Below are 21848 nucleotides of genomic sequence, written 5' to 3'. Positions count from 1 at the left end.
CGGACACATGACGATGCACCAATGCTGTGCAATACTCGGCGGCTTTTTCGGCGGCGAATATTCCTACGCAAAGCAGGGAATGCCTCTCGGCATACCGGGCTTTTACCGAGAGTTGTCGCTGAATGTTGTGGCTTATAGAGTGAAAACTCCTGCCAAAGGCTTTTTATACTGCACGTCCCGCTGATCTTGCAGGCTGTCCTGCAAGACGTGTCTGCTCACAAAGCAGGCGCGGTTTCATTTCAAGCCAGGGCTTATCGGCCGACGCTTCGACACTCGGTGGTCATATCCAATAACAAGACGAGGTTGCACCCCTATGCCAGTCGGCAATCAACTGCCTCACGGCGACACCGCTCAGGGCGGTCCGCTCAAACGCGAACTCGGCGAACGGCATATTCGCCTGATGGCACTCGGTGCCTGTATCGGCGTCGGTCTGTTTTTAGGTTCCGCCAAGGCCATCGAAATGGCCGGCCCGGCGATCATGCTGTCGTACATTCTGGGTGGTCTGGCGATCCTGGTGATCATGCGCGCTCTCGGCGAAATGGCCGTGCACAATCCGGTCGCCGGCTCGTTCAGCCGTTACGCGCAAGACTACCTCGGCCCGTTGGCGGGCTTCCTCACGGGCTGGAATTACTGGTTCCTGTGGCTGGTGACCTGCGTCGCGGAAATCACCGCGGTGGCCGTGTACATGGGCATCTGGTTTCCCGATGTACCGCGCTGGATCTGGGCCCTCGCGGCGCTGATCAGCATGGGTTCGGTCAATCTGATCGCGGTAAAGGCCTTCGGTGAGTTCGAATTCTGGTTCGCCCTGATCAAGATCGTCACCATCATTGCGATGGTGATCGGCGGCGTCGGCATCATCGCCTTCGGGTTCGGCAATGACGGCGTGGCACTGGGGATTTCCAACCTGTGGGCCCACGGCGGCTTCATGCCCAACGGCGTGACCGGCGTGCTGATGTCCCTGCAAATGGTCATGTTCGCCTACCTCGGCGTGGAGATGATCGGCCTGACCGCCGGTGAAGCGAAGAACCCGCAGAAGACCATTCCTGATGCGATCGGCTCGGTGTTCTGGCGGATTCTGCTGTTCTACGTCGGCGCACTGTTCGTGATTCTGTCGATCTACCCGTGGAACGAAATCGGCACGCAGGGCAGTCCGTTCGTGATGACCTTTGAGCGTCTGGGCATCAAGACTGCCGCCGGCATCATCAACTTCGTGGTGATCACCGCAGCGTTGTCGTCGTGCAACGGCGGTATCTTCAGCACCGGGCGTATGCTCTACAGCCTGGCGCAGAATGGCCAGGCGCCGGCCGGTTTTGCCAAGACTTCGAATAACGGTGTACCGCGTCGAGCGCTGTTGCTGTCGATCGGTGCGTTGTTGCTGGGCGTGCTGCTCAACTATCTGGTGCCGGAAAAAGTCTTTGTCTGGGTGACCTCGATTGCCACCTTCGGCGCGATCTGGACCTGGGTGATGATCCTGCTGGCGCAACTGAAATTCCGCAAAGGCCTGAGCGCCAGCGAACGTGCCGGCCTCAAGTACAAGATGTGGCTGTACCCGGTCAGCTCGTACTTTGCGCTAGCGTTTCTGGTGCTGGTGGTCGGCCTGATGGCGTACTTCCCGGACACGCGCGTGGCGCTCTATGTGGGGCCTGCGTTCCTGGTGCTGCTGACCGTGTTGTTCTACGTGTTCAAGCTGCAACCGAGCAACGTAGCGCAAGGTGCGGCGCGTTCGGCTTCGTAAGTTTTAGCGTCTGCATCAACCAAGCCCCGGTCGCGAGACCGGGGCTTTTTATTGCCCGTGCCGCGGATCGTCTCCAAGGCTGAGCCACCTGCGCTTGCTGCAGCGGCAGTGTGATGTCCACTCGTCGGAAGTAGCCGGGCACCTGTAATTTCTGACAGTAGACCTGGCACCTGCCTTGGCCTAGGTTGAAGTTTCGCCAAACGTGGCAAGAGCGGGGCACCGGCATGAAGGGATTCTCGGCATTGACGGTTATCGGAATCGCCGATGGATTGATCCATTGGCAGATCTTTTTCGTCCTGTGCACGGCTGCCGAACTGACCCAAGCCGCCAGCAATTTCGCGGCTTTCTGCGTAGCGGCCATGTTCTCGTTTTACGTGAACATGCTGTATACCTTTGACAGCCGAACGTCGGTGCTTGGTTATCTGCTGTTTATCGTGGTGATGGGCGCGCTCAGTTTTGCCATCGGTGCGATCGCCGATACGCGTGATCTGCCGGGATTGCTGACGGTGGCGGTGTTTACACTGCTGAATCTGTTGCTGGGGTACAGCTTTTTCAGGTTTGTATTGTTTCGCAGACAACGGCTATGAAGACTTTTGCGGCCGTTGCATTTGTCAGACGAGCCTTTACGCCAGTGCTCGTTGATCGATTCGCGCTCGCTATCGTTTTGATCCTCGCACTACTCGTACGGTTTTACGCTATTTCAGTACCCGCCATCTGGAACGATGAAGCCTATAGTCTGCTGCTTGCACGCGAAACACCGGAGCGCATCTGGGCGCTGACGGCACGGGATGTGCACCCACCGCTTTACTACATGCTGTTGCACTACTGGGTGTCGGTGTGGGGAGACTCGGCGTTGTCTGCCCGGGCCTTGAGTGCACTCGCGGATCTCGGCACTCTTTTACTGTGTATCAAGTTGATGAGCCTGATTTCAACGCGCAGGGCGACATGGATTGCTGCGCTGCTATTGGCGTTACTCCCGATTTCGGTGCGCTATAGCCAGGAAGTAAGGATGTACAGCCTGCTCGGGTGCTGGTTGATGGCTGCAACTGTTGCGTTGGTTTGTTGGGCGAGGGTTGCGGAGCAAGGCCGTTTTGCGGTGATCTACGTGCTCCTGATGAGCGCTGCTTTTTACACTCACTACTTCGCAGGTTTGTGTGTACTGGTGCATTGGATGTTTTGGTGGCTGAGCCGGAATAACCGTCCCGGGATGGCGATTACCCTAGGGCAATGGCTACTTGCTAACCTGACTATCGTGGTCCTGTATTTGCCTTGGGTACCTCATCTGATTGCTCAACTTGCGAATACGACGGGCTTGGGTTGGATCAAACCGGTGACGCTGCAGGAGGCGTTGTCGCTAGTCTGGCAGTTCACGCTGATGGGAAATGGGGCTTTTCAAGCATCGGCGTGGCATCTCCTGCCTCTGGCGCTTTTACTGTTCTGCGCCACAACAGTCATCGCGGACTACTCCCTAAAGCAACCTTTTCGTTTTTTGCCGATTGGTTATTTTTTTGTTCCGCTGACAACGCTCTATGTGTTTGCCTTATTCCTTCCACTATTCGTTCCTAGATATCTGGTTTTTTCGGCGCCCGCCATTGCGATGATTGCAGCGTTGGCACTTGACGGCATCTGGAGACGTCGAGCGTTGTTGGCGACTGTTGGTTTATTGCTTTTTGTTGTTGTGCAATTAAATGGTCTGACTGCGGTTTACCGGCAGACAGGTGGCTTGAATGGAACGAATTACCGCAGAGATACCGAGTTTGGTCAGTTGGTGAAGCGGCTCAATCAGAATGCCCTTCCAGGTGATGAGGTGATCATTGCTAACCCGTTCTGGTACCCGACATTCACTTATTACGACACCACTGGTATTGATCCCCGGTTTGAGGTGCGCTCATCGATTGATGATTACCTGAAGCTGACCAGTCGTGGTCTTTTGAGCCTGATCAAAGATCCCGTAGCGAGTATGTATATTGATGGGATAACGGTTTTGGATTGCCGCAGCCAAAGAGTCTGGTGGATCACAGATGCTGATTTGCATGCTGACAGGCCACAGTTCGCAAAGGATCGGACTCCCGTGTTGACGATTCACGGGGGAAACATTTCTGCGTATCTGTTTACTGCCGATTCGGTGCCGGCTTCAGCGCAGGCCAGCACCTATTGCACACTTAAGCCACGGCCACTTCCTGCGGCTCAAAACTGTCCGCCCGCGCCATCTGCCACATCCGCGAATAGAACTCGCCATTCACTTCCCCGGTGAGCAATTCCCCCGGTTTCAGGAACACATGCAACTGCGAGAACAGTTTGATCTCGGTCGCCGACATGCGCCGCACCAAGTGCTTGGCCGACAGTTGCGACGGATGCTCAAGACCGGCGGCGGCAAGCATTTCTGCCAGCGCCTTGAGGGTATTGCGGTGGAAGTTGAACACGCGCTGTGCCTTGTCCGGCACTACCAGCGCGCGTTGGCGCAAGGCATCCTGAGTGGCCACGCCGGTCGGGCATTTGTTGGTGTGGCAGCTTTGCGACTGGATGCAGCCGATGGCGAACATGAAGCCGCGTGCGGAGTTGGCCCAGTCTGCACCGATGGCCAGTACGCTGGCGATGTCGAAGGCGCTGACGATCTTGCCGCTGGCGCCGAGTTTGATCTTGTCGCGCAGGTTCAGGCCGACCAGGGTGTTGTGGACAAACAGCAGGCCCTCGCGCATCGGTACGCCGATGTGGTCGGTGAACTCGACCGGTGCGGCGCCGGTGCCACCTTCCTTGCCGTCGACGACGATAAAGTCCGGGAGGATGCCGGTTTCCAGCATGGCTTTGGCGATGCCCATGAACTCCCACGGATGGCCGAGGCAGAACTTGAAGCCCACCGGTTTACCGCCGGACAGTTCACGCAGTTGCTGGATGAACTGCATCATTTCGATCGGCGTGGAAAACGCACTGTGACGTGACGGCGAGACGCAATCTTCGCCCATCAGGATGCCGCGTGTTTCGGCGATTTCCTTGGTGACTTTGTGTTTGGGCAGGATGCCGCCGTGGCCGGGTTTCGCGCCTTGGCTCATCTTGATTTCGATCATCCGCACTTGCGGGTTCTGTGCCTGGGTGGCGAAGCGTTCCGGGTCGAAACGGCCGTCGCTGGTGCGGCAACCGAAATAGCCGCTGCCCAGCTCCCAGGTCAGGTCGCCGCCGTGTTCGCGGTGATACGGGCTGATGCTGCCTTCACCGGTGTCGTGGGCGAAGTTGCCGAGTTTCGCGCCTTGGTTCAACGCGCGAATGGCATTGGCGCTGAGCGAACCGAAGCTCATCGCCGAGATGTTGAATACCGAGGCCGAGTACGGCTGACTGCACTGCGGGCCACCGACGGTGACGCGGAAACTGCTCGGGTCGCTCAGCGGCGCCGGACGCATCGAGTGGCCGATGAATTCGAATCCGGATTGATAGACATCAATCAGCGTGCCGAACGGTTTGTCGGCGGTTTCGTTTTTCGCTCGCGAATAAACCAGCGAACGTTGCGCGCGGGAGAAGGGCAGGGCGTCGCTGTCGGACTCCAGCAGGTACTGGCGGATCTCCGGGCGGATGCCTTCAACCAGATAGCGGATATTGCCGAGGATCGGGTAGTTGCGGCGCACGGCGTGCGGGCTTTGCAGCAGGTCGAACAGACCGATCAGGCTCAGCACGCCGGTGACCGCAGTGATCGGCCACAGCCAGTCATGTTCGAGGAAAGGCAGGCTGGCGAGGGTGAACATCACACAGACGGCAAAGAAGGCGTAGCGGCTCAGGAGTGACAGGCTCATACGGTTTCCTTGGTTCGGACTCAGAGATTTCGGCGAAAAGCTAAGGGATGTACAAAATCCCTGTGGGAGCGAGCCTGCTCGCGAAAGCGACCTGTCAGTAGAAAAATTATTGTCTGATCCGACGCATTCGCGAGCAGGCTCGCTCCCACAAAAACGATTCCACCAAACGATCAGGCGTTTTGTGCCTGAAGAAAAATCGAAAACAGCTCGGACTGGGATTTGATCCCCAGCTTGCTGTACATGTGTTTCTTATGGACTTTCACGGTTTCTACGGAGATTTCCAGCTTACGGGCGATTTCTTTACTGGAGCAACCGCTGAGCATCAAGCGCCCGACATCCAGTTCACGGGCGGTCAATTGCGCGCCCTTGAGTTGCTGCACCGACGCCTCCAGTTGCACCCGCCAGTCAGCCCGGGCAGGGGCGGCGGCGAGGGCCACGGTTTCGTTGATCTCATAGGGCAGTCGTTGGCGCAGCAGGCCCAGCACCCAAGGCTGGATCAATGACAGCAAGGCGATATGTTCGCCAGTGAAACGTTTTTCACTGCCCAGCGACAGACACAAGGTGCGATCGCCTTCGAGCTGACAATTGAACTGGATTTCGTCGGCCACGACATTCAGACGAAAGTATCGCTGGTAATACTCGGTCAGTTCGAAATGCTCCGGCGCCACTTCCGAGAGGCGATACAGACCGGTGCGGGTTTGCTCGCGACAGGCGATGTAGAACGGGTCCAGCAAGTACAGACCGCGCAGATAATCCTGAAACAACGGGTCAGGGTTGCCGTCTTCGCCCGGGCATTCGGCGAAGACTTGCGGGTGTTGATCGGCGCTGAACAGCAGCGCCACCCAGCTATCGAACGGCACGTACTGGTCGAGCAGACGCACCAGTTGCGCCCAGAAATTCGGCTTGTCCAGCGCATCGATCAGTTGCCCGACGGCGCGGTGCCAGGTGATGTCGTCAAACGAAAGTGTCATCGATCTACCCCTATCGGGTTACCCCGGCCGCGTAATTCCCTGGCCGGCTGCTTGCTGCGCATACTGGCCCACAGACAGCCACCGGGCAATCTTTCAGCGCCCGCCGCTTATCACAAGGAATTCCCATGAAAGTCGAACTCGCGCAATTGGCAGGCCGTGACAATGCCACGGCCTACAACCTCGAACGCGCACTGGCAGCGATTGCCGCGTGTGCGGCCGACACGCAATTGATCGTGTTCCCGGAAACCCACCTGATGGGCTTCCCGACGGCCGAAACCGTGGCGCAAACCGCCGAACCGCTCGACGGCCCGACCGTCAGCACCGTGCTGGCCGCCGCGCGTGAACACAACATCGCCGTGGTGATCGGTATGGCCGAGAACGACAACGGTCGCTTCTACAACACCACGTTGCTGATCACCCCTGAAGGCATTGCCCTGAAATACCGCAAGACCCATCTGTGGGCGTCGGATCGTGGCGTGTTCGAGGCCGGCGACCGTTACACCACCTGCGAATGGAACGGCGTGCGTATTGGCCTGTTGATTTGCTACGACATCGAGTTTCCGGAGTCAGCCCGTGCCTTGGCGCAACTGGGTGCCGAGTTGCTGATCGTGACTAACGGCAACATGGACCCGTACGCGCCGACTCACCGCACCGCGATCATGGCCCGTGCCCAGGAGAATCAGGCCTTTGCGTTGATGGTCAATCGCGTGGAGGCGGGGGACGACGGCTTGATGTTTGCCGGTGGCAGTGCGCTGGTCGATCCGCTGGGCTCGCTGTTGTTCGAGGCCGGGCGGGAAGAAGGGACGTTCAGCGTCGAGCTGGATTTCGCGCGGTTGGAGATTGCGCGCAGGGATTACCGCTATCTGGATGATCAGCGCTTGAAGTTGCCGGGGGAGGTGGTGGAGCACGGTGATGGTGTTCGTGAGTTGTTGATTCCACGCCGTTGACCGCTGCCTCACCCTAGCCCTCCCGAAACGTCGGACCGCCCATAGGGAGAGGGACTGACCGAGTTGATTGTTCGAGGTACGCCGACCAGAAGCAACGGGTCGAACTCAGGTTTTACCCGATCGTTCCCACGCTCTGCGTGGGAATGCAGCCCGGGACGCTCCACGTCCCAAGAGCGGACGCAGAGCGTCCATTGAGGCATTCCCACGCAGAGCGTGGGAACGATCAGCCACACCCGAAAACATTCGCCGAACCCGGCTCTGCCATAAATCCAATAACATTCGGAGTAAGTCGCCCATGGCTCGTTTGCAACGCACCCTTTCATTAGGGTCGGTGGTGCTGTTCGGCATCGCCTACATGACGCCGATCATTGTCCTCGGCACCTTCGGCATCCTCGCCCAGTCCACCGCCGGCATGGTGCCTGCCGCGTATCTGGCGGCGCTGGTGGCGATGTTCTTCACCGCTATGAGTTACGGGCGCATGGCCGCTGCATTCCCCGTCGCCGGTTCCGCCTATAGCTACGTGCGCAAGGCAATCAGCCCGAAACTCGGCTTCATCGCCGGTTGGGCGGTGTTGCTCGATTACCTGTTTCTGCCGATGGCGATCTGGCTGATCGGCGCGGCTTATCTGGCCTCGGCATTCCCGTCGATCCCGCAATGGATCTGGGTGCTGGCCTTTATCGGCATCACCAGCGCGATCAACATCATCGGCCTGAAACTGGCCAACGGCATCAACGCCTTGTTGATGCTGGTGCAGTTCCTCGTGCTGATCGCTTTCGTCGCGCTGTGCGTGCACTACATCGGTGGCGATGCGAGCACGCCGTTGTGGTCGATCAAGCCGTTCTTCAACGGCGACATGCAGATGCCGCTGATCATGAGCGGTGCGGCCATCGCCTGCTACTCGTTCCTCGGCTTCGATGCGGTCAGCACGCTGACCGAAGAAACCCGCGATCCACGCCGCACCATCCCGCGCGCGATCATGTTGATCACCTTGATCGGCGGGCTGATCTTCGTTGGCGTTTCATACTTTGTGCAGATCGCCCATCCATCGTTCCAGTTCGACAGCGTCGACTCCGCCGCCTATGAAATCGCGCGCAATATCGGCGGCGATCTGTTCGTCTCGATCTTCCTCATCGGCCTGATTGTCGGTCAGTTCGCCTCGGGGCTGTCGGCGCAAGCCAGTGGCTCTCGGCTGCTGTTCGCCATGGGCCGCGACGGCGTGTTGCCCAAGTCGTTCTTCGGCACTTTGCACGCGCGCTTCGGCACACCGGTCAACAGCATCCTGCTCTGCGCCGTGGTGGCGTTACTGGCACTTAAACTCGACGTGACCACCTCGACCTCGTTCATTAACTTCGGCGCGTTTCTGGCGTTCAGTCTGGTCAATCTCTCGGTGATCTTTCATTACTGGATCGGCGGCGAGAAAAAGGGACTGCGTGAGATGGTGCTGTTTTTGCTCTTCCCGTTCATTGGTCTGGTGGCGGATTTATGGCTGATGGTCAGCCTTGATCACTTGGCGGTGTATCTGGGCTTGAGCTGGCTGGCGATCGGCGTGGTTTATCTTGCCGTGCTCACCGGTGGCTTCCGTCGCCAGCCGCCGGAGATGGATTTCCAGGAAGCCACTTGAGGCTCAGGCAGCGGGCCGGTTCTGGCGCATCGGCAACTCGATGCGAAAGGTCGTGCCCACCCCCGGTTCGCTGCGTACCGAAATGTCGCCACCGTGCTTTTTCACAATGCCGTAGGACAGGGACAGGCCAAGCCCGGTGCCCTGGCCGACGGGTTTGGTGGTGAAGAACGGATCGAAGATTTTCTGCAGGATCTCCGGCGCAATCCCCGCGCCGGTGTCCGCGACTTCCACCCACGCCGTATCTTGTTGTTGCCCGGTGCGCAAGGTGATGGTGCCGCGTTCGGGGCCCATGGCCTGCGCCGCATTGACCACCAGATTCATGATCACCTGATTGATTTGCGACGGCAGGCATTCGATGTCCGGCAGGGGCTGGTACTCCTTGATCAGGTCGGCCTTGTACTTGAGTTCACTGGCGACAATGTTCAGGGTCGACTCGATGCCTTGTTGCAGATTGGCCCACTGCCATTGCTGCTGGCTATCGACCCGGGAGAAATCCTTCAGGTCCTTGACGATCTGCCCGACCCGGCCAATGCCTTCCTTGGATTCGCGGATCAGCACCGGAATGTCTTCGAGGAGAAAATCCAGATCGGCGTCTTTGCGCAATTGCTCAAGCCGCGCCACGGATTCGCTGTCTGGTATTGGCCCAAGCGTCTGCCAGGCATCGAGTACGCTGAGCAATTGTTTGAAGTAGCCGTCGAGGGTGCCGAGGTTGGAGGAGATGAAGCCGATCGGGTTGTTGATTTCATGGGCCACGCCCGCCGCCATTTGCCCGAGTGAGGCGAGTTTTTCCGACTGTACCAGCTGACTTTCCAGTTGCTTGCGCTCATCGATTTCCCGTTGCAGGTCTTCGCTGGCCTGCTTGAACTGGGCGGTGCGCTGATCGACCAGATGTTCCAGGTGATGCATTTGCAATGACGCGCGTTCGGTCATCTGCCACTTGGTCAGCAGGGTGTTGGCCATCTGCTGCACTTCGATGTTGTCGAACGGCTTCTTCAGAATCAGCAAGCGGTCATGCGCCTGCAGACGCTCCAGCAGTTCATCCCAGGAATAATCCGAGTAGGCAGTGCAGACCACCACCTGCAACTGTGGATCCTGCTGCCACAGATGCTCGATGGTTTTCGCGCCGTCCCAGCCGTCGGGCATGCGCATGTCGACAAAGGCCAGCGCATAGGGGCGTTGTTCCGCCAAGGCCTGATTCAGCTTGCCCAGGCCTTCCTCGCCGCCATAGGCCGAGTCCAGCTCGAACGGCGGACGTTCGGCGCGCACCTGAGCGCCGAACAGTGCTGCTTCCATCTCGTCCAGTTCCACCGACTGCGCCGCCGGCGGCGCGAGAATCTTGCGAAAGTCTTCATGGATCGACGGCATGTCGTCGATCAGCAGAATGCGGCGGTTCGACAGCTCGCTCATGCGCTCTCCGTGACGCTGATCAGGGGGATCTGCAAGGTGAACAATGCACCCTGGCCCGGGCCGTCGCTGTGCGCGGTGAGGTGGCCGTTCATCTCGATGGCGGCCAGGGCGCAGCTGTGCAGACCGAAACCGTGGCCTTCCTTGCGGGTGGTAAAACCGTGGGCAAAGATCCGCGTCATGTTTTCCGCGGCGATGCCTTCGCCGTCGTCCTTGACGCTGATTTCAAGGAAGTTGTCATCGACAATTTTGACCGCCAGGGTCATGGTGCGTGGGCGGTTGCTGAGGTCGGACATGGCGTATTTAGCGTTGCTGATGAGGTTGATCAGGATCAGCAGCAAACGGTGTTTGTCGCCCATCACCTGCGGCACGTCAGCGTACTCCCGGACCACCGTGACGTGGTGCCGGGTGAGTGCCCCGGCGTTCATGCGCAACGCGTCTTCGAGCAATTCGTTGATGAACAGCGGTTCGGTCATGCTGTTGGCGCCGGCATAGGATTGCTGGGTGGCGACGATGTCTTTGATGTGGTCGACGCTTTTGTTCATCTGGTTCAACTCGTCGAGCATTTCCTGCTGTTCCTGGGTAATGGCGACCACCAACTGGTTGAGGTAGCCGGGGAGCAATTTGCCCTTGGCGTCTTCGCTGAGGAACACGCCGAGTTCATCCGGGTGTTCGTTGATCAATTGCATGGCCTTGCCCAGGCCTTGGGCCTTGCTGTTGCGCAGCTTGCGCGTGATCAGGTCGCTGGAAATGTTCACGCTATTGAGCACGTTGCCGACGTTGTGCAGCACATTGGTGGCGATTTCCGCCATGCCGGCCTGACGTGCCGCATCGAGCAGTTCGCTCTGGGCGTCCCGCAGTTCCCGGGTGCGTTCTTCGACTCTTTGTTCCAGTGCATCGTTGGCGGTTTGCAGGGCGTTATTGACCCGGTTGATCTCGGCGAAACTACCGATCAAACGGATGGCCAGCCACACCAGCGACAACACCAGCAAGACCGAAAACAACAGCAGGTAGAAGTGGTACTGCCGGTCGACCTGATCGGCGCGCTGCTGATCGCGATCGAGCATGGTGGTGATGTTGTCGAGGCTGTCGGCCACGGGGATGTTTTCGATGCTTTCGAGCAACTGATTGACCACAGGCTGCTCGCGCGCAATCAGCGAAATATGGCTGCTCATGATTCTGATCGGGGCCTGAAACGCGAGCGGCAGGCGTTGTGCATTGACCTTCAGTTTGTTCAGGCCGACCTCGATGTCGGCGGCCCGGTCGTCGGAGGTGACCTGGGCGAATTCGAGGGCGCTGAGCAGCAGGTCGTAGGTGTCGGTGGTGATGTTTTGCAGCTGCAATTTATCGAAGTCCGACAGGCTGGCCAGTTGCTGTTGGATGTCGTCTTCAGCGGTGGGCAAAAAAGCCAGGGAGTTGCGTAACAGCGCGTTGTGCGATTTGAACTGTTCGACCAGACGGGTCTTTTCCTGCATCGCCTGCAGGAAGCTTTCGTGAGCATCGTTCCATTGCGTCGAGTCGTTGCGCCCATGCCCGGACTCGATCTCGTCGAAGCGCGCCCAGAGCCGGTTCATCTCATTCATCGGTGACACCAGCGGATCGTAGTTGTGGGTCAGCGCCACCCTGGCCTTGAGGATCTCGTTCTCCCACTGCGAATTCTGCTGTTTGATCTGCCGGATCAGATCCCGCGATTCGGTGTACGTCATGCTCTGGTCAGAGCTCGACTTGAAGTACAGGAACAGCAGGATCGAGGCCAGCGCCAGGGCCACCAGGGTCAGCAACAACAGGCTGCGTCGCCGCGAAATGTTGATCATGGCTGGACTTCCCGTTGGCCGGTCAGGGTTGTGAGAAACAGCATGATCAGCCGTTTATCCTCAGCGCTTGGCATGCGCCCCAACTGATACTGGAACATCACATCCACAGCGCGTTCGAGGGTGGGCGCCGAGCCGTCGTGAAAGTATGGCGCGGTGATCGCGACATTGCGCAGGCTCGGCACCTTGAACACCGCCCGGTCTGCTTCGTCGGCGGTGACGTTGAAGCGGCCTTGGTCGGCCACGGTCGGGTTGCCACGATCGGCAATGTAATCGCCGAACACGCCGAATTTCTGGAACATGTTGCCACCGATGTTGACCCCCTGATGGCAGGCAATGCAGCCGTACTCCTTGAAGCGCTGGTAACCGTACTTTTCCTCCAGGGTGAGGATGTCGGTATTGCCCTGCAGGTATTGATCGAAGCGTGAATTGGGCGTCAGCAAGGTGCGTTCGAAACTGGCCAGCGCTTGCTGGACGTTGGCCTGGGTTACGCCGTCCGGGTAGGTGGCGGCGAAATCGCGACGGTAATCGGGGTCGTTGCCGATGCGTTCGATTACGGTGCGCCAGTCGCTGCCCATTTCATGGGGGCTGGTGATGACGACGTGGCTTTGTTCCTCCAGCGTTTTAACGCGGCCATCCCAGAACTGGCGGAAGTTGAGGGCTGCGTTGAACACGGTCGGTGTGTTGACGGCCACCGGTTTACCGTCGAAGCCCAGTGACAAGGCGCGGCTGTCGGCACCGTTCTTGTCGAGTTGATGGCAGCTGGCGCAGGACAGCGTGTTGTTGATCGACAAACGTGGCTCGTGGAATAGCCGTCGACCGAGTTCCACGCGCCGGGGATCCTGCTGCGGCACCGCGGGCAACGGTTTGAGCGGCTCGTCCAGCGGCTCGGCACTGGCGCCGATACAGACTCCGTACAGCAGCAACGCGACGGCGTGATGGAAAAGGCTCATCGGCATTTGTCTCCCTGACTCAAGGCCGGTTTCACAGTGATCATTCAATCGTCCAGGGCGCGGGTTGCGTACCGGCCAGCAACCGCGCAAATGCGTCTGCGGGTAGGGCTTCGCTGAAAAAGTAGCCCTGGCCTTCTTCGCAGTGATGGGCCTTGAGAAAGGCCAGTTGGTCAGCGGTTTCGATGCCTTCGGCGATGACGTCCAGTTCCAGACTCTTGCCCAGGTTGATGATGGCGCTCACCAGCGCGGCATCGTTGCGGTCGTTGCACAGGTTGCGAATGAACGATTGGTCGATCTTCAGCACATCGATGGGAAATCGCCTCAAGTAGCTCAGGCTGGAATAGCCGGTGCCGAAGTCATCAATGGCCAGACGCGTGCCCAGCGTTTTCAGGCGATTGAGCGCCGTCATCGTCGCCTCGACGTTTTGCATCAGCACGCCTTCGGTGATTTCCAGCTCCAGCCATTCGGGGGCCAGACCTGTCTGTTCCAGGACGCACTCGATGCCAGCGACGAAGTCACGCTGGCGAAAATCGATGGGTGAAGTGTTGACCGACATGCGGATCGGCGGCAGTCCGGCCAGTTGCCAGGCACGGGTCTGACGACAAGCTTCAGCCAGCACCCATTTGCTCAACGGCACGATCAGGCCGCTGTCCTCGGCCACCGGTATGAAGTCCGACGGATAGACCCAGCCATGCCCGGGTTTCTGCCAGCGCAGCAGTGCTTCGGCACCCACCACTTTGGCACTGCGCAGGTCGACTTTCGGCTGATAGTGCAGGACGAATTCATGCGCCTGCAGGGCGCGGCGAATGCCCGACTCGATGCTGTGCTGCTCCCGGGCGTGCTGGTTCATGGCTTCGATGAAAAAGCCGATGTTGTCAGGCCCCTGCTCCTTGACGTTGCGCATCGCGGTCTCGGCTTTCTTGATCAGCTCGGTGGCTTCGAGGCCGTCTTCGGGGTAGACGCTGATGCCGACGCTGGCGGTGACGCTGACGTCGTGGCCGGCAATCGTCTGCGGCAGGCGAATGGCGGCGAGGAGTTTTTCCGCGATGCCGTGGGTTTGCTGAGGGTGGTTGATGTCGCCGAGGATCACCACGAACTCATCGGAACCGTAGCGAAACACCGAGTCCGAATCGCGCACGCAGGACAACAGTTGTCGGGCGACCCGTTTGAGCATCTCGTCACCCGCCGGATGGCCCAGCGCATTGTTGATGCGCTTGAAGCGATCCAGACCGAGAAACATCACCACCAATTGTTTGTCATGCCGTCGGCACACGGCCATGGCCTGACTCAGGCGATCACCGAGCAAGGTGCTGTTGGGCAGCTCCGTGAGGCTGTCGTATTGCAGCAGGTGCGAGACCTTGAGCAGTTCGTGCACCCGCGCCTCGATGGTCCGCTCAAGGCTGAGCATCTTCAGCGCCGCGTCCTGCGCCAGTTGCCATTTCCAGGTCAGGGCATTGGCCATCTGACGGATTTCCAGACTGTCGAACGGCTTTTTCAAGATCAGCAACTGATCGCCGAACTCCAGCCGTTCGGCCATCGCTTCCCAGCTGTAGTCGCTGTACGCCGTGCACAAGGCGATTTGCAGGTTCGGGTCGACACGCCACAGTTGCTCGATGGTTTCCAGGCCATCCCAGCCGGGCGGCATGCGCATGTCGATAAAGGCGAGGGCGTAGGGATTGCCACTGGCCAGTGCGCGATTGACCAGTGCCAGCGCTTCCTGGCCTTGATAGGCGGAGTCGAGCTGGAAGCTCAGGTGCGGCGTCTGCTGGCTGCCGAACAGCGTCTGCTCCAGTTGCTGCAAATCGACGGCGTCCGCCACCTGCGGGGCGAGGATCTTGCGAAAGTCATCGTGGATCGCCGGCGTGTCATCGATGATCAGGATGCGCCGGTTGGTCTGTGGAAAAGGCGTTTTCATGCCTCGTCCTCCTTTGGCGCCAGACGGCAACTGTCCTTGAGCAAATGCCCGGCTTGTTCGGCGCTGACCGCTGCGCTGAAATACATGCCCCGGGCGCTGGGCAGCGGGGGCGCGGTGGGGGGCGTGCACGGTTGATCCGACGATGGCTGGCCTTCGGCAATGATGTCGATGTCCAGGTCCCGGGCGAAGTTGACGATCGCGCGCAGGGCGTTGGCACTGGCGACATCGTGGGCGGCACTGTCGACGAAACTCTGCGCCAGTTTGAGGTGATTGACCCGGTAGGTTTTCAGGTAGTCGAACGAGGAGTATTCGGTGCCGAAATCATCGATGGCGATGCTCACGCCCAGCTCACGCAGGCGCGGCAACGCGTCGTTGTGCGTCCACTTGGTCTGGGCCAGTGTGGCCTCGGTGACATCGAAACGCAGGTCCCAAGGGGCGAGTTCCCAACGGGCGGTGGTGCGCAGCACGTTGTAGATCAGCTCGGGGCCGCTCTTGAGTTGCGCCAGCGAAAGTTTGATCGCCATTACGGGCGGCGCGACGCCTTCGTTACGCCACAGATGCATCTGGTGGCAGGCGTGATCCAGCACCCAGCGCCCGAGCGGAATGATTGCGCCGGTTTTCTCTGCAATCGGCACGAAGTCGCAGGCCTGCAGCAGGCCGCGACGAGGATGCTGCCAGAGGACTTGTGCCTCCATGCCGAGAATCCTGCCGCTGTGCAGATCGACCTCCGGCGCATAGCGCAGCATCAGCTCATTGCCCTCGAGGGCGGTCATCAATTCGCTGACGAGGGTCATGCGTTCGGCCACTTCCCGAGAGATTTCCTCGGAGTGGAAGTGGTACTGGTTGCGGCCCATTTCCTTGGCGCGGTACAGCGCCATGTCGGCTTGCCCGAGCAGCGCGTCGGCATCGAGGCTGAGGTCGCTGTAACTGCTGATGCCGATGCTCACCGAAATATGCAGCGCATTACCGGCCAGGTGGTAGGGCGCCAGCAGCGTGTCGCGAATCTTGGCGGCCATCGCGGCCGATTGGGTCGGGTCGCTGACGTCCAGTTGCAGGATCGCGAATTCGTCGCCGCCCAGGCGCGCCACTACGTCACTTTCGCGGACATCGGACTTGATGCGCCGGGCGACTTCCTGCAGCAGCAGATCGCCCACCGGGTGGCCGAAGGTGTCATTGATCCGCTTGAAATGGTCGAGGTCCAGGTAGAACACCGCGAACGGCATGGCGCCTCGTCGTGCGGCGGCGAACGCTTGATGCAGGCGCTCAATCAGCGTGGCGCGATTGGCCAGCCCCGTGAGGCCATCGGAGCGGGCGAGCAAGGCCAGTTTGTCCTCGGCCAGGCGGCGCTCGGTGATGTCGAGGATGATGCCTTCGACTTCCAGCAGACGGCCGTCATCATCGCGCACCGGGATGTAGCGGTTCTCCACCCAGCGCCAGGTGCCCTGGCCGGTGCGCATGCGGAACTCGATGGACGCGCCCGACGCATGCCGATCCAGCACCCGGGCCATGGCCGCATCGACGTTCGCCTGATCGTCCGGATGAATCAGTGCCTGCGCCCAGTCGGGCGAACCCACCAGGTCGGCGGCGACATGGCCGTAACGGGTGATGTTGTGGGAGATGTACATCAGCGCAAACGAGGGTTCGCCGCGCAGACGGTAAAGAATGGTCGGGCTGTTCTGCACGATCACATTGGCGTCGGACAGCTCCCGGGTGCGTTCCTGCACCGCCGCTTCCAGCAGGCTCATCTTCAGTTCGGCGTCTTCGGTCATCTGCCATTTGACCGTAAGGGCGCTGGCCATCTGGCGGATCTCGATGGCGTCGAAGGGCTTTTTCAAAATCAGCAAGCGGTCGTTCAGCGCCAGACGCCGGTCGATGTCTTCCCAGGAATAATCGGAATAGGCCGTGCACAGCGCAACTTGCAGCTTGGGGTCGACCTGCCACAGCCGTTCAATGGTCTCCAGGCCATCCCAGCCCGGTGGCATGCGCATGTCGATGAAGGCCATGGCGTAGGGGCGGTTTTCTGCCAGCGCGGCCTCAAGTTTTTCCAGGGCTTCGCGGCCCTGAAACGCCGAATCCAGTTCAAAATGTTGGGTTTGCGGTGCGGACGGCGTGCCGAACAGCAGGCTCTCGGTTTCGCCCAAGCCATCGTCACCGGCGATGACCGGGCTGAGAATCTTGGCGAAATCGCCATGGATCGCCGGGCTGTCGTCAACGATCAGCACGCGGCGATTGATGTGCACGGTTGGCGCTGTCATGCCGCGCCACCCGTGGAGAGGCATGCTGTGGTGATCCGGGGCATCCTTTTCCCTCGCCATTTGCCTGTTTGTATCCGCCGATGGAGTCTTGCGCTGTCTTCAGCATAGTCGGCTCCCCGGCACTGCGCTTTCGGCCCCGGACAAAGATCGGCGTGAATGCCGGCCAAAATCATCTAGCCTTGGACTCAGGCGCGGACCGGCGAAGTGTTGGCTCGGTGCGTCGTAATTTCCCTGTTTGCTTGAGGCCATGCCATGGAAGAGCCATCCGCGCCGCTGCCGGCGCATCGACCCACAGTGCTGCTGGTCGATGACGAGGAGTCGATCCTCAACAGCCTGCGCCGCCTGTTACGCGGCCAACCCTACGATCTTCTGTTGGCCACCAGCGGCGCTCAGGCGCTGGAGATCCTCGCGCAGCAGCCGGTGAACCTGGTGATGAGCGATGCGCGGATGCCGGGCATGGACGGTGCTTCGTTGCTGGCGCATGTCCGTGAACGTTTTCCGGCGACGGCGCGGATCATGCTCACCGGCTATGCCGACCCGGCGGCGATCATCAAAGCCATCAATGACGGGCAGATTCACCGGTACATCAGCAAGCCGTGGAATGACGAAGAGCTGTTGCTGATTCTGCGCCAGTCCCTCGAACACCAGCATTCCGAGCAGGAGCGCCAACGGCTGGAGCGCTTGACCCGAGTGCAGAACGATCAGCTCAAACTGCTTAACAGCACTTTGGAAAAGCATGTCGCAGCGCGCACCGCCGAACTGCAGCAAACCGCCGACATGCTCGATCTGGCGTACGAAGAGCTCAAACACAGCTATGTCACCGGTACCGAAGTGTTCTCGCTGCTGGCCAATCTGCGCTTGCCACCTGCCAAACAGACCAACCGGCAGATCATCGAACTGGTGCGCAGCTACTGCAAACAGCATGGGCTGGACGAGGCCACCAGCCGTGATCTGACCATGGCGGCGGCGTTGTACAACATTGGCAAACTGAGCTGGACCGACGCGATGATGACCACGCCCTCGGATCTGCTGCGCCATACCGAACGCGAGCGCTATCGCAGCTATCCGAAGCAGAGCGAATCGTTGCTCATGACCCTGGACCCGATGAAGGATGCGGCGCGTCTGATCCTGCATCATCAGGAGCGTTGGGACGGCAGCGGCTTTCCCGACCGGCTCAAGGGCGAGGGCATTCCGTTCGGTTCACGCTTGCTGAAACTGGCGGTGGATTTCGTCGAGTTGCAGCGCGGTCTGATCCTTGAGCGGCAGATGAACAGCGATGAAGCGCTGCTGTACCTGCGCCAGTACGCCGGACGTTTGTACGATCCCGATCTGGTCGAGGATTTCATTCAGGTGTGTGCCGCGTTCCTCAGCGACGTGACGCTGGCAGATCCGTCGGTCAAGGTGCTGTCCACTCGGGATCTGGCGGCGGGGATGATTCTGGCGCGCAACCTCAATGCCGATAACGGCATGCTGCTGCTCAATGCCGGCAAGGTGCTCAGCGCGCTGTTGGTGGAAAAGCTGATTGCGTTTGAAGCCATGGAGGGCGGCAAGTACACGATTTTCGTCAAGGTGCCGGAGGAGGTTGAAGCCACGCTCAAGGCGCAGGGGGAATGATCGGTGAGGTGACGTCATTGGGCCGGGCATGGGATCCTTGCGGTTTTTCCAGGCCGGTGGCTGATCCATGACTTGTGCATCCGTTGTCTCTGCAAACCTCATTCGTATAGCCGCCGCGCTGTTGCTCAATCCCGCAGGCCAGACTCTGTTGGTGCGCAAGCGCGGCACCACGGCGTTCATGCAACCGGGCGGCAAGATCGAGGCGCACGAGTTGCCGGTGCACGCGCTGGCCCGCGAGCTGGAAGAAGAGCTGGGCTTGCAGATCGATCCGGCGCAGGCGGCTTTTCTCGGCCAGTTCTCGGCGCCTGCGGCCAACGAGCCGGGGTGTGTCGTGCAGGCCGAGATCTTTCAACTGACGATCAAGGCCGACGTCACACCGGCGGCGGAAATCGAAGAAGTGATCTGGGTCGATCCGGCCACTGATCCTGCTGTGGTTCTGGCGCCATTGACACGTGACCTGATCCTGCCGTTTTATCGCAAGTCGCTGAACGCAATCGCCTGATCATCCACGCAAAGGACTTTGCCATGATCCCGCTTCAAGACTTGCTGATCTTCGCCGCTGCCGCATTGCTGATGGTGCTGACGCCGGGGCCGAACATGATCTATCTGATTTCGCGTTCGATCTGTCAGGGACGCAAGGCCGGGGTCACGTCGTTGCTCGGTGTGGTCAGTGGATTCTTTGTGCATATGTTCGCCGCGGCTGCGGGATTGACTGCGGTGTTTCTGGCAGTGCCGATGGCCTATGAAGTGCTGAAGTGGGCCGGTGCGCTGTACCTGCTGTGGCTGGCCTGGCAAGCAGTGAAACCCGGTGCGCGCTCACCGTTCGAGGCGCAGCAATTGCCGCCGGACTCGTCGCGAAAGCTGATCACCATGGGCTTTCTCACCAGCGCGCTGAACCCGAAAATCGCCGTGTTCTACCTCTCGGTGTTTCCGCAGTTCATCTCCCCTGAACACGGTTCGGTGTTCACCCAAAGCATCATTCTCGGCCTGACCCAGATCAGCGTCAGTTTCTGCGTCAATTTGCTGATCGCGCTGTTCGCGGCGGGCATCGCTTCGTGGTTTGTGCGTAACCCGACGTGGCTGGCGCTGCAGCGTTATTTCATGGGCTTAGTCCTCGGCGGCCTCGCTGTGCGGCTGATGCTTGAGCAACGCAGGACGGCGTGAACATGTGGATCGAACGGCTGGACGCCAGTCATGCCCTGGCTTACCGCGAACTGATGCTCGAAGCCTATGACCGCCATCCGCAGGCGTTCACCTCCAGCGTTCGCGAACGCGCGGTGATGCCATTGAGCTGGTGGGAAGGGCGCCTGACCAGCAAGCTCGATGTGGTGCTTGGCGCGTTTGAAGCCGGCGCGCTGGCCGGCATCGTCGGCCTGGCCTTTGAACCGCGCGAGAAGGCTCGCCACAAGGCCACGTTGTTCGGCATGTACGTCTCGACGGATTTTCGCCAGCACGGTCTGGGCCATGAACTGGTACAGGCGGCCATTACCGAAGCGCAAAACCACTCGGCACTGAAACTGCTCCAGCTTACCGTTACCGCCGGCAATGACGCCGCGTTCAATCTCTACCAGCGCTGCGGCTTTATCCAGTTCGGCCTCGAACCGTTGGCGGTGCGGGTGGGCGAAGACTACTTCGACAAGATCCACATGTGGCGTCAACTCTGATATTGCGCTGACCCCTGTGGGAGCGAGCCTGCTCGCGAAGGCAATCTGACAGTCACTATTTGTGTGTCTGATACATCGCTTTCGCGAGCAAGCTCGCTCCCACAAGTGACTCAGCGAACCGCGCTGACACCGTCCAGGGTCGAGAACGACGTGTCCTTCGCCGTCAGGAGAAAATCCCGCATGTACGGTGCATCGAGCATGTCGGTGCGAATCGCCGCGTATAACGTTGCGAACAAACCTTTTTCCCCCAGCCGTTTACCCTTCACGTAACCGCGCGAGCTGTATTCGTGCAGCGCCCAGTGCGGCATGCCGCAAACACCACGACCACTGGCGACCAGTTGCATCATCATCACCGTCAGTTCCGAAGTGCGCACCTGCGCCGGCTCGATGTCGGCCGGCTCCAGGAAGCGTGTGAAGATGTCGAGACGGTCGCGTTCCACCGGGTAGGTGATCAGCGTTTCCGTCAGCAAGTCTTCGGGGACGATGTACGGCTTGCTCGCCAGCGCATGCTGATTGGCCACGGCAAGCATGGCTTCGTAGGTGAACAGCGGTACATAGGTGATGCCGGCGATTTCCAGTGGATCGGAAGTCACCACCAGATCCAGATCGCCACGCGCCAGCGCCGGCAGCGGTGCGAAGGCGAAACCCGAAGCGAGGTCGAGTTCGACTTCCGGCCAGGCATCGCGGAACTGGTCGATGGTCGGCATCAGCCACTGAAAGCAGCTGTGGCATTCGATGGCCATGTGCAAACGCCCGGCCGTACCACCGGCGAGACGGCCGATATCCCGCTCGGCGGCGCGCAACAGCGGCAGGGTTGCGTCAGCCAGTTGCAGCAAGCGCAAACCGGCGCTGGTGAACCGTACCGGTTTGGTCTTGCGCACGAACAACGCCATGCCCAGGCGTTCCTCAAGCTCCTTGAACTGGTGGGACAGCGCCGACTGCGTCAGGTGCAAACGGTCGGCGGCATCGACCAGGCTGTCGGCTTCACGCAAGGCGTGCAGGGTTTTCAGGTGACGGATTTCAAGCACCGAAGGCTCCATGAGGAAAACTTGTGATAAGCGCAAAGAGGGTGAGTTTGTCTCATGATGATAGCGCTGTCGACATCGACGCGTTCTTTTACGGCAGAACCGCCGAGTGATGGCTCGGCAGTTCTTCCTATGACTACAGTGCCTTATG

At 59.8% G+C, this 21848-nt stretch carries 17 protein-coding genes; 9 read left to right on the top strand and 8 right to left on the bottom strand.

Annotated features, from left to right (window positions below; genetic code table 11):
* Positions 1–313: 313 nt before the first annotated feature.
* From ACOYXH_RS19630 to ACOYXH_RS19620, 3 genes are all read left to right on the top strand, one after another.
* A complete protein-coding gene (locus ACOYXH_RS19630) occupies positions 314–1735 on the top strand; it encodes an amino acid permease (protein WP_116255123.1) in 1422 nt (473 codons plus the stop codon).
* A gap of 224 nt (positions 1736–1959) precedes the next feature.
* Positions 1960–2322 (top strand): GtrA family protein, encoded by a 363-nt coding sequence (locus ACOYXH_RS19625; protein WP_095048315.1) that lies wholly within the window; start codon positions 1960–1962, stop codon positions 2320–2322.
* Positions 2319–3989 carry a glycosyltransferase family 39 protein gene (locus tag ACOYXH_RS19620; RefSeq protein ID WP_460409897.1) on the top strand — a complete coding sequence of 557 codons (1671 nt, stop codon included), beginning with the start codon at positions 2319–2321 and terminating at the stop codon, positions 3987–3989. The genes ACOYXH_RS19625 and ACOYXH_RS19620 overlap by 4 nt, the downstream gene beginning before the upstream one ends.
* Here the strand turns inward: ACOYXH_RS19620 and ACOYXH_RS19615 are convergent.
* Both ACOYXH_RS19615 and ACOYXH_RS19610 read right to left on the bottom strand, forming a co-directional pair.
* Entirely contained in the window at positions 3898–5517 is a 1620-nt protein-coding gene (locus tag ACOYXH_RS19615) for an FMN-binding glutamate synthase family protein (protein ID WP_095048313.1), read from the bottom strand. The genes ACOYXH_RS19620 and ACOYXH_RS19615 overlap by 92 nt on opposite strands.
* A gap of 170 nt (positions 5518–5687) precedes the next feature.
* Positions 5688–6488 (bottom strand): helix-turn-helix transcriptional regulator, encoded by an 801-nt coding sequence (locus tag ACOYXH_RS19610; RefSeq protein WP_311882961.1) that lies wholly within the window; start codon positions 6486–6488, stop codon positions 5688–5690.
* Positions 6489–6613: 125 nt separating this feature from the next.
* Here ACOYXH_RS19610 and ACOYXH_RS19605 point away from each other — a divergent pair, with 125 nt between their 5' ends.
* Together ACOYXH_RS19605 and ACOYXH_RS19600 are read left to right on the top strand one after the other, a co-directional pair.
* The gene (locus ACOYXH_RS19605; RefSeq protein WP_449123301.1) at positions 6614–7435 is read left to right on the top strand and encodes a carbon-nitrogen hydrolase family protein; all 822 of its coding nucleotides are present in this window, start codon (positions 6614–6616) and stop codon (positions 7433–7435) included.
* A gap of 295 nt (positions 7436–7730) precedes the next feature.
* Positions 7731–9056, top strand: coding sequence for an APC family permease (locus ACOYXH_RS19600; protein ID WP_127929619.1), 1326 nt, complete (start codon positions 7731–7733; stop codon positions 9054–9056).
* Between the two features lie 3 nt (positions 9057–9059).
* On the opposite strand, the gene ACOYXH_RS19595 is transcribed toward ACOYXH_RS19600, so the two are convergent.
* From ACOYXH_RS19595 to ACOYXH_RS19575, 5 genes are read right to left on the bottom strand one after another with little or no spacing between them, the layout of a single operon-like run.
* The gene (locus ACOYXH_RS19595; protein WP_095125882.1) at positions 9060–10463 is read right to left on the bottom strand and encodes an ATP-binding protein; all 1404 of its coding nucleotides are present in this window, start codon (positions 10461–10463) and stop codon (positions 9060–9062) included.
* The gene (locus ACOYXH_RS19590; protein WP_320413423.1) at positions 10460–12274 is read right to left on the bottom strand and encodes a DAHL domain-containing protein; all 1815 of its coding nucleotides are present in this window, start codon (positions 12272–12274) and stop codon (positions 10460–10462) included. The genes ACOYXH_RS19595 and ACOYXH_RS19590 overlap by 4 nt, the downstream gene beginning before the upstream one ends.
* Positions 12271–13224: a cytochrome-c peroxidase gene (locus ACOYXH_RS19585; protein ID WP_460409896.1), complete on the bottom strand. Its 954-nt coding sequence runs from the start codon at positions 13222–13224 to the stop codon at positions 12271–12273. The genes ACOYXH_RS19590 and ACOYXH_RS19585 overlap by 4 nt, the downstream gene beginning before the upstream one ends.
* 40 nt (positions 13225–13264) lie before the next feature.
* Positions 13265–15139: a putative bifunctional diguanylate cyclase/phosphodiesterase gene (locus ACOYXH_RS19580; protein ID WP_320413421.1), complete on the bottom strand. Its 1875-nt coding sequence runs from the start codon at positions 15137–15139 to the stop codon at positions 13265–13267.
* Entirely contained in the window at positions 15136–17394 is a 2259-nt protein-coding gene (locus ACOYXH_RS19575; RefSeq protein WP_460409895.1) for an EAL domain-containing protein, read from the bottom strand. Before ACOYXH_RS19575 ends, ACOYXH_RS19580 begins: the two co-directional genes overlap by 4 nt.
* A 252-nt stretch (positions 17395–17646) precedes the next feature.
* Between ACOYXH_RS19575 and ACOYXH_RS19570 the strand changes: the two genes are divergently transcribed.
* The 4 genes from ACOYXH_RS19570 (at position 17647) to ACOYXH_RS19555 (ending at position 20672) form a co-directional block, all read left to right on the top strand.
* Positions 17647–19008, top strand: coding sequence for a response regulator c-di-GMP phosphodiesterase, NosR family (locus ACOYXH_RS19570; RefSeq protein WP_095048305.1), 1362 nt, complete (start codon positions 17647–17649; stop codon positions 19006–19008).
* A 67-nt stretch (positions 19009–19075) separates the two neighbouring features.
* Positions 19076–19510, top strand: a complete 435-nt coding sequence (locus ACOYXH_RS19565) for an NUDIX hydrolase (RefSeq protein WP_460409894.1) — start codon at positions 19076–19078, stop codon at positions 19508–19510.
* Between the two features lie 23 nt (positions 19511–19533).
* A complete protein-coding gene (locus tag ACOYXH_RS19560) occupies positions 19534–20172 on the top strand; it encodes a LysE family translocator (protein WP_460409893.1) in 639 nt (212 codons plus the stop codon).
* 2 nt (positions 20173–20174) lie between these two features.
* Entirely contained in the window at positions 20175–20672 is a 498-nt protein-coding gene (locus tag ACOYXH_RS19555; protein ID WP_460409892.1) for a GNAT family N-acetyltransferase, read from the top strand.
* A gap of 110 nt (positions 20673–20782) precedes the next feature.
* On the opposite strand, the gene metR is transcribed toward ACOYXH_RS19555, so the two are convergent.
* Entirely contained in the window at positions 20783–21700 is a 918-nt protein-coding gene (metR, locus tag ACOYXH_RS19550; RefSeq protein WP_007916739.1) for a transcriptional regulator MetR, read from the bottom strand.
* Positions 21701–21848: the final 148 nt, after the last annotated feature.

This window comes from Pseudomonas sp. Mb7, assembly GCF_054790525.1.
This window is presented reverse-complemented; position numbering and strand designations above follow the sequence as displayed.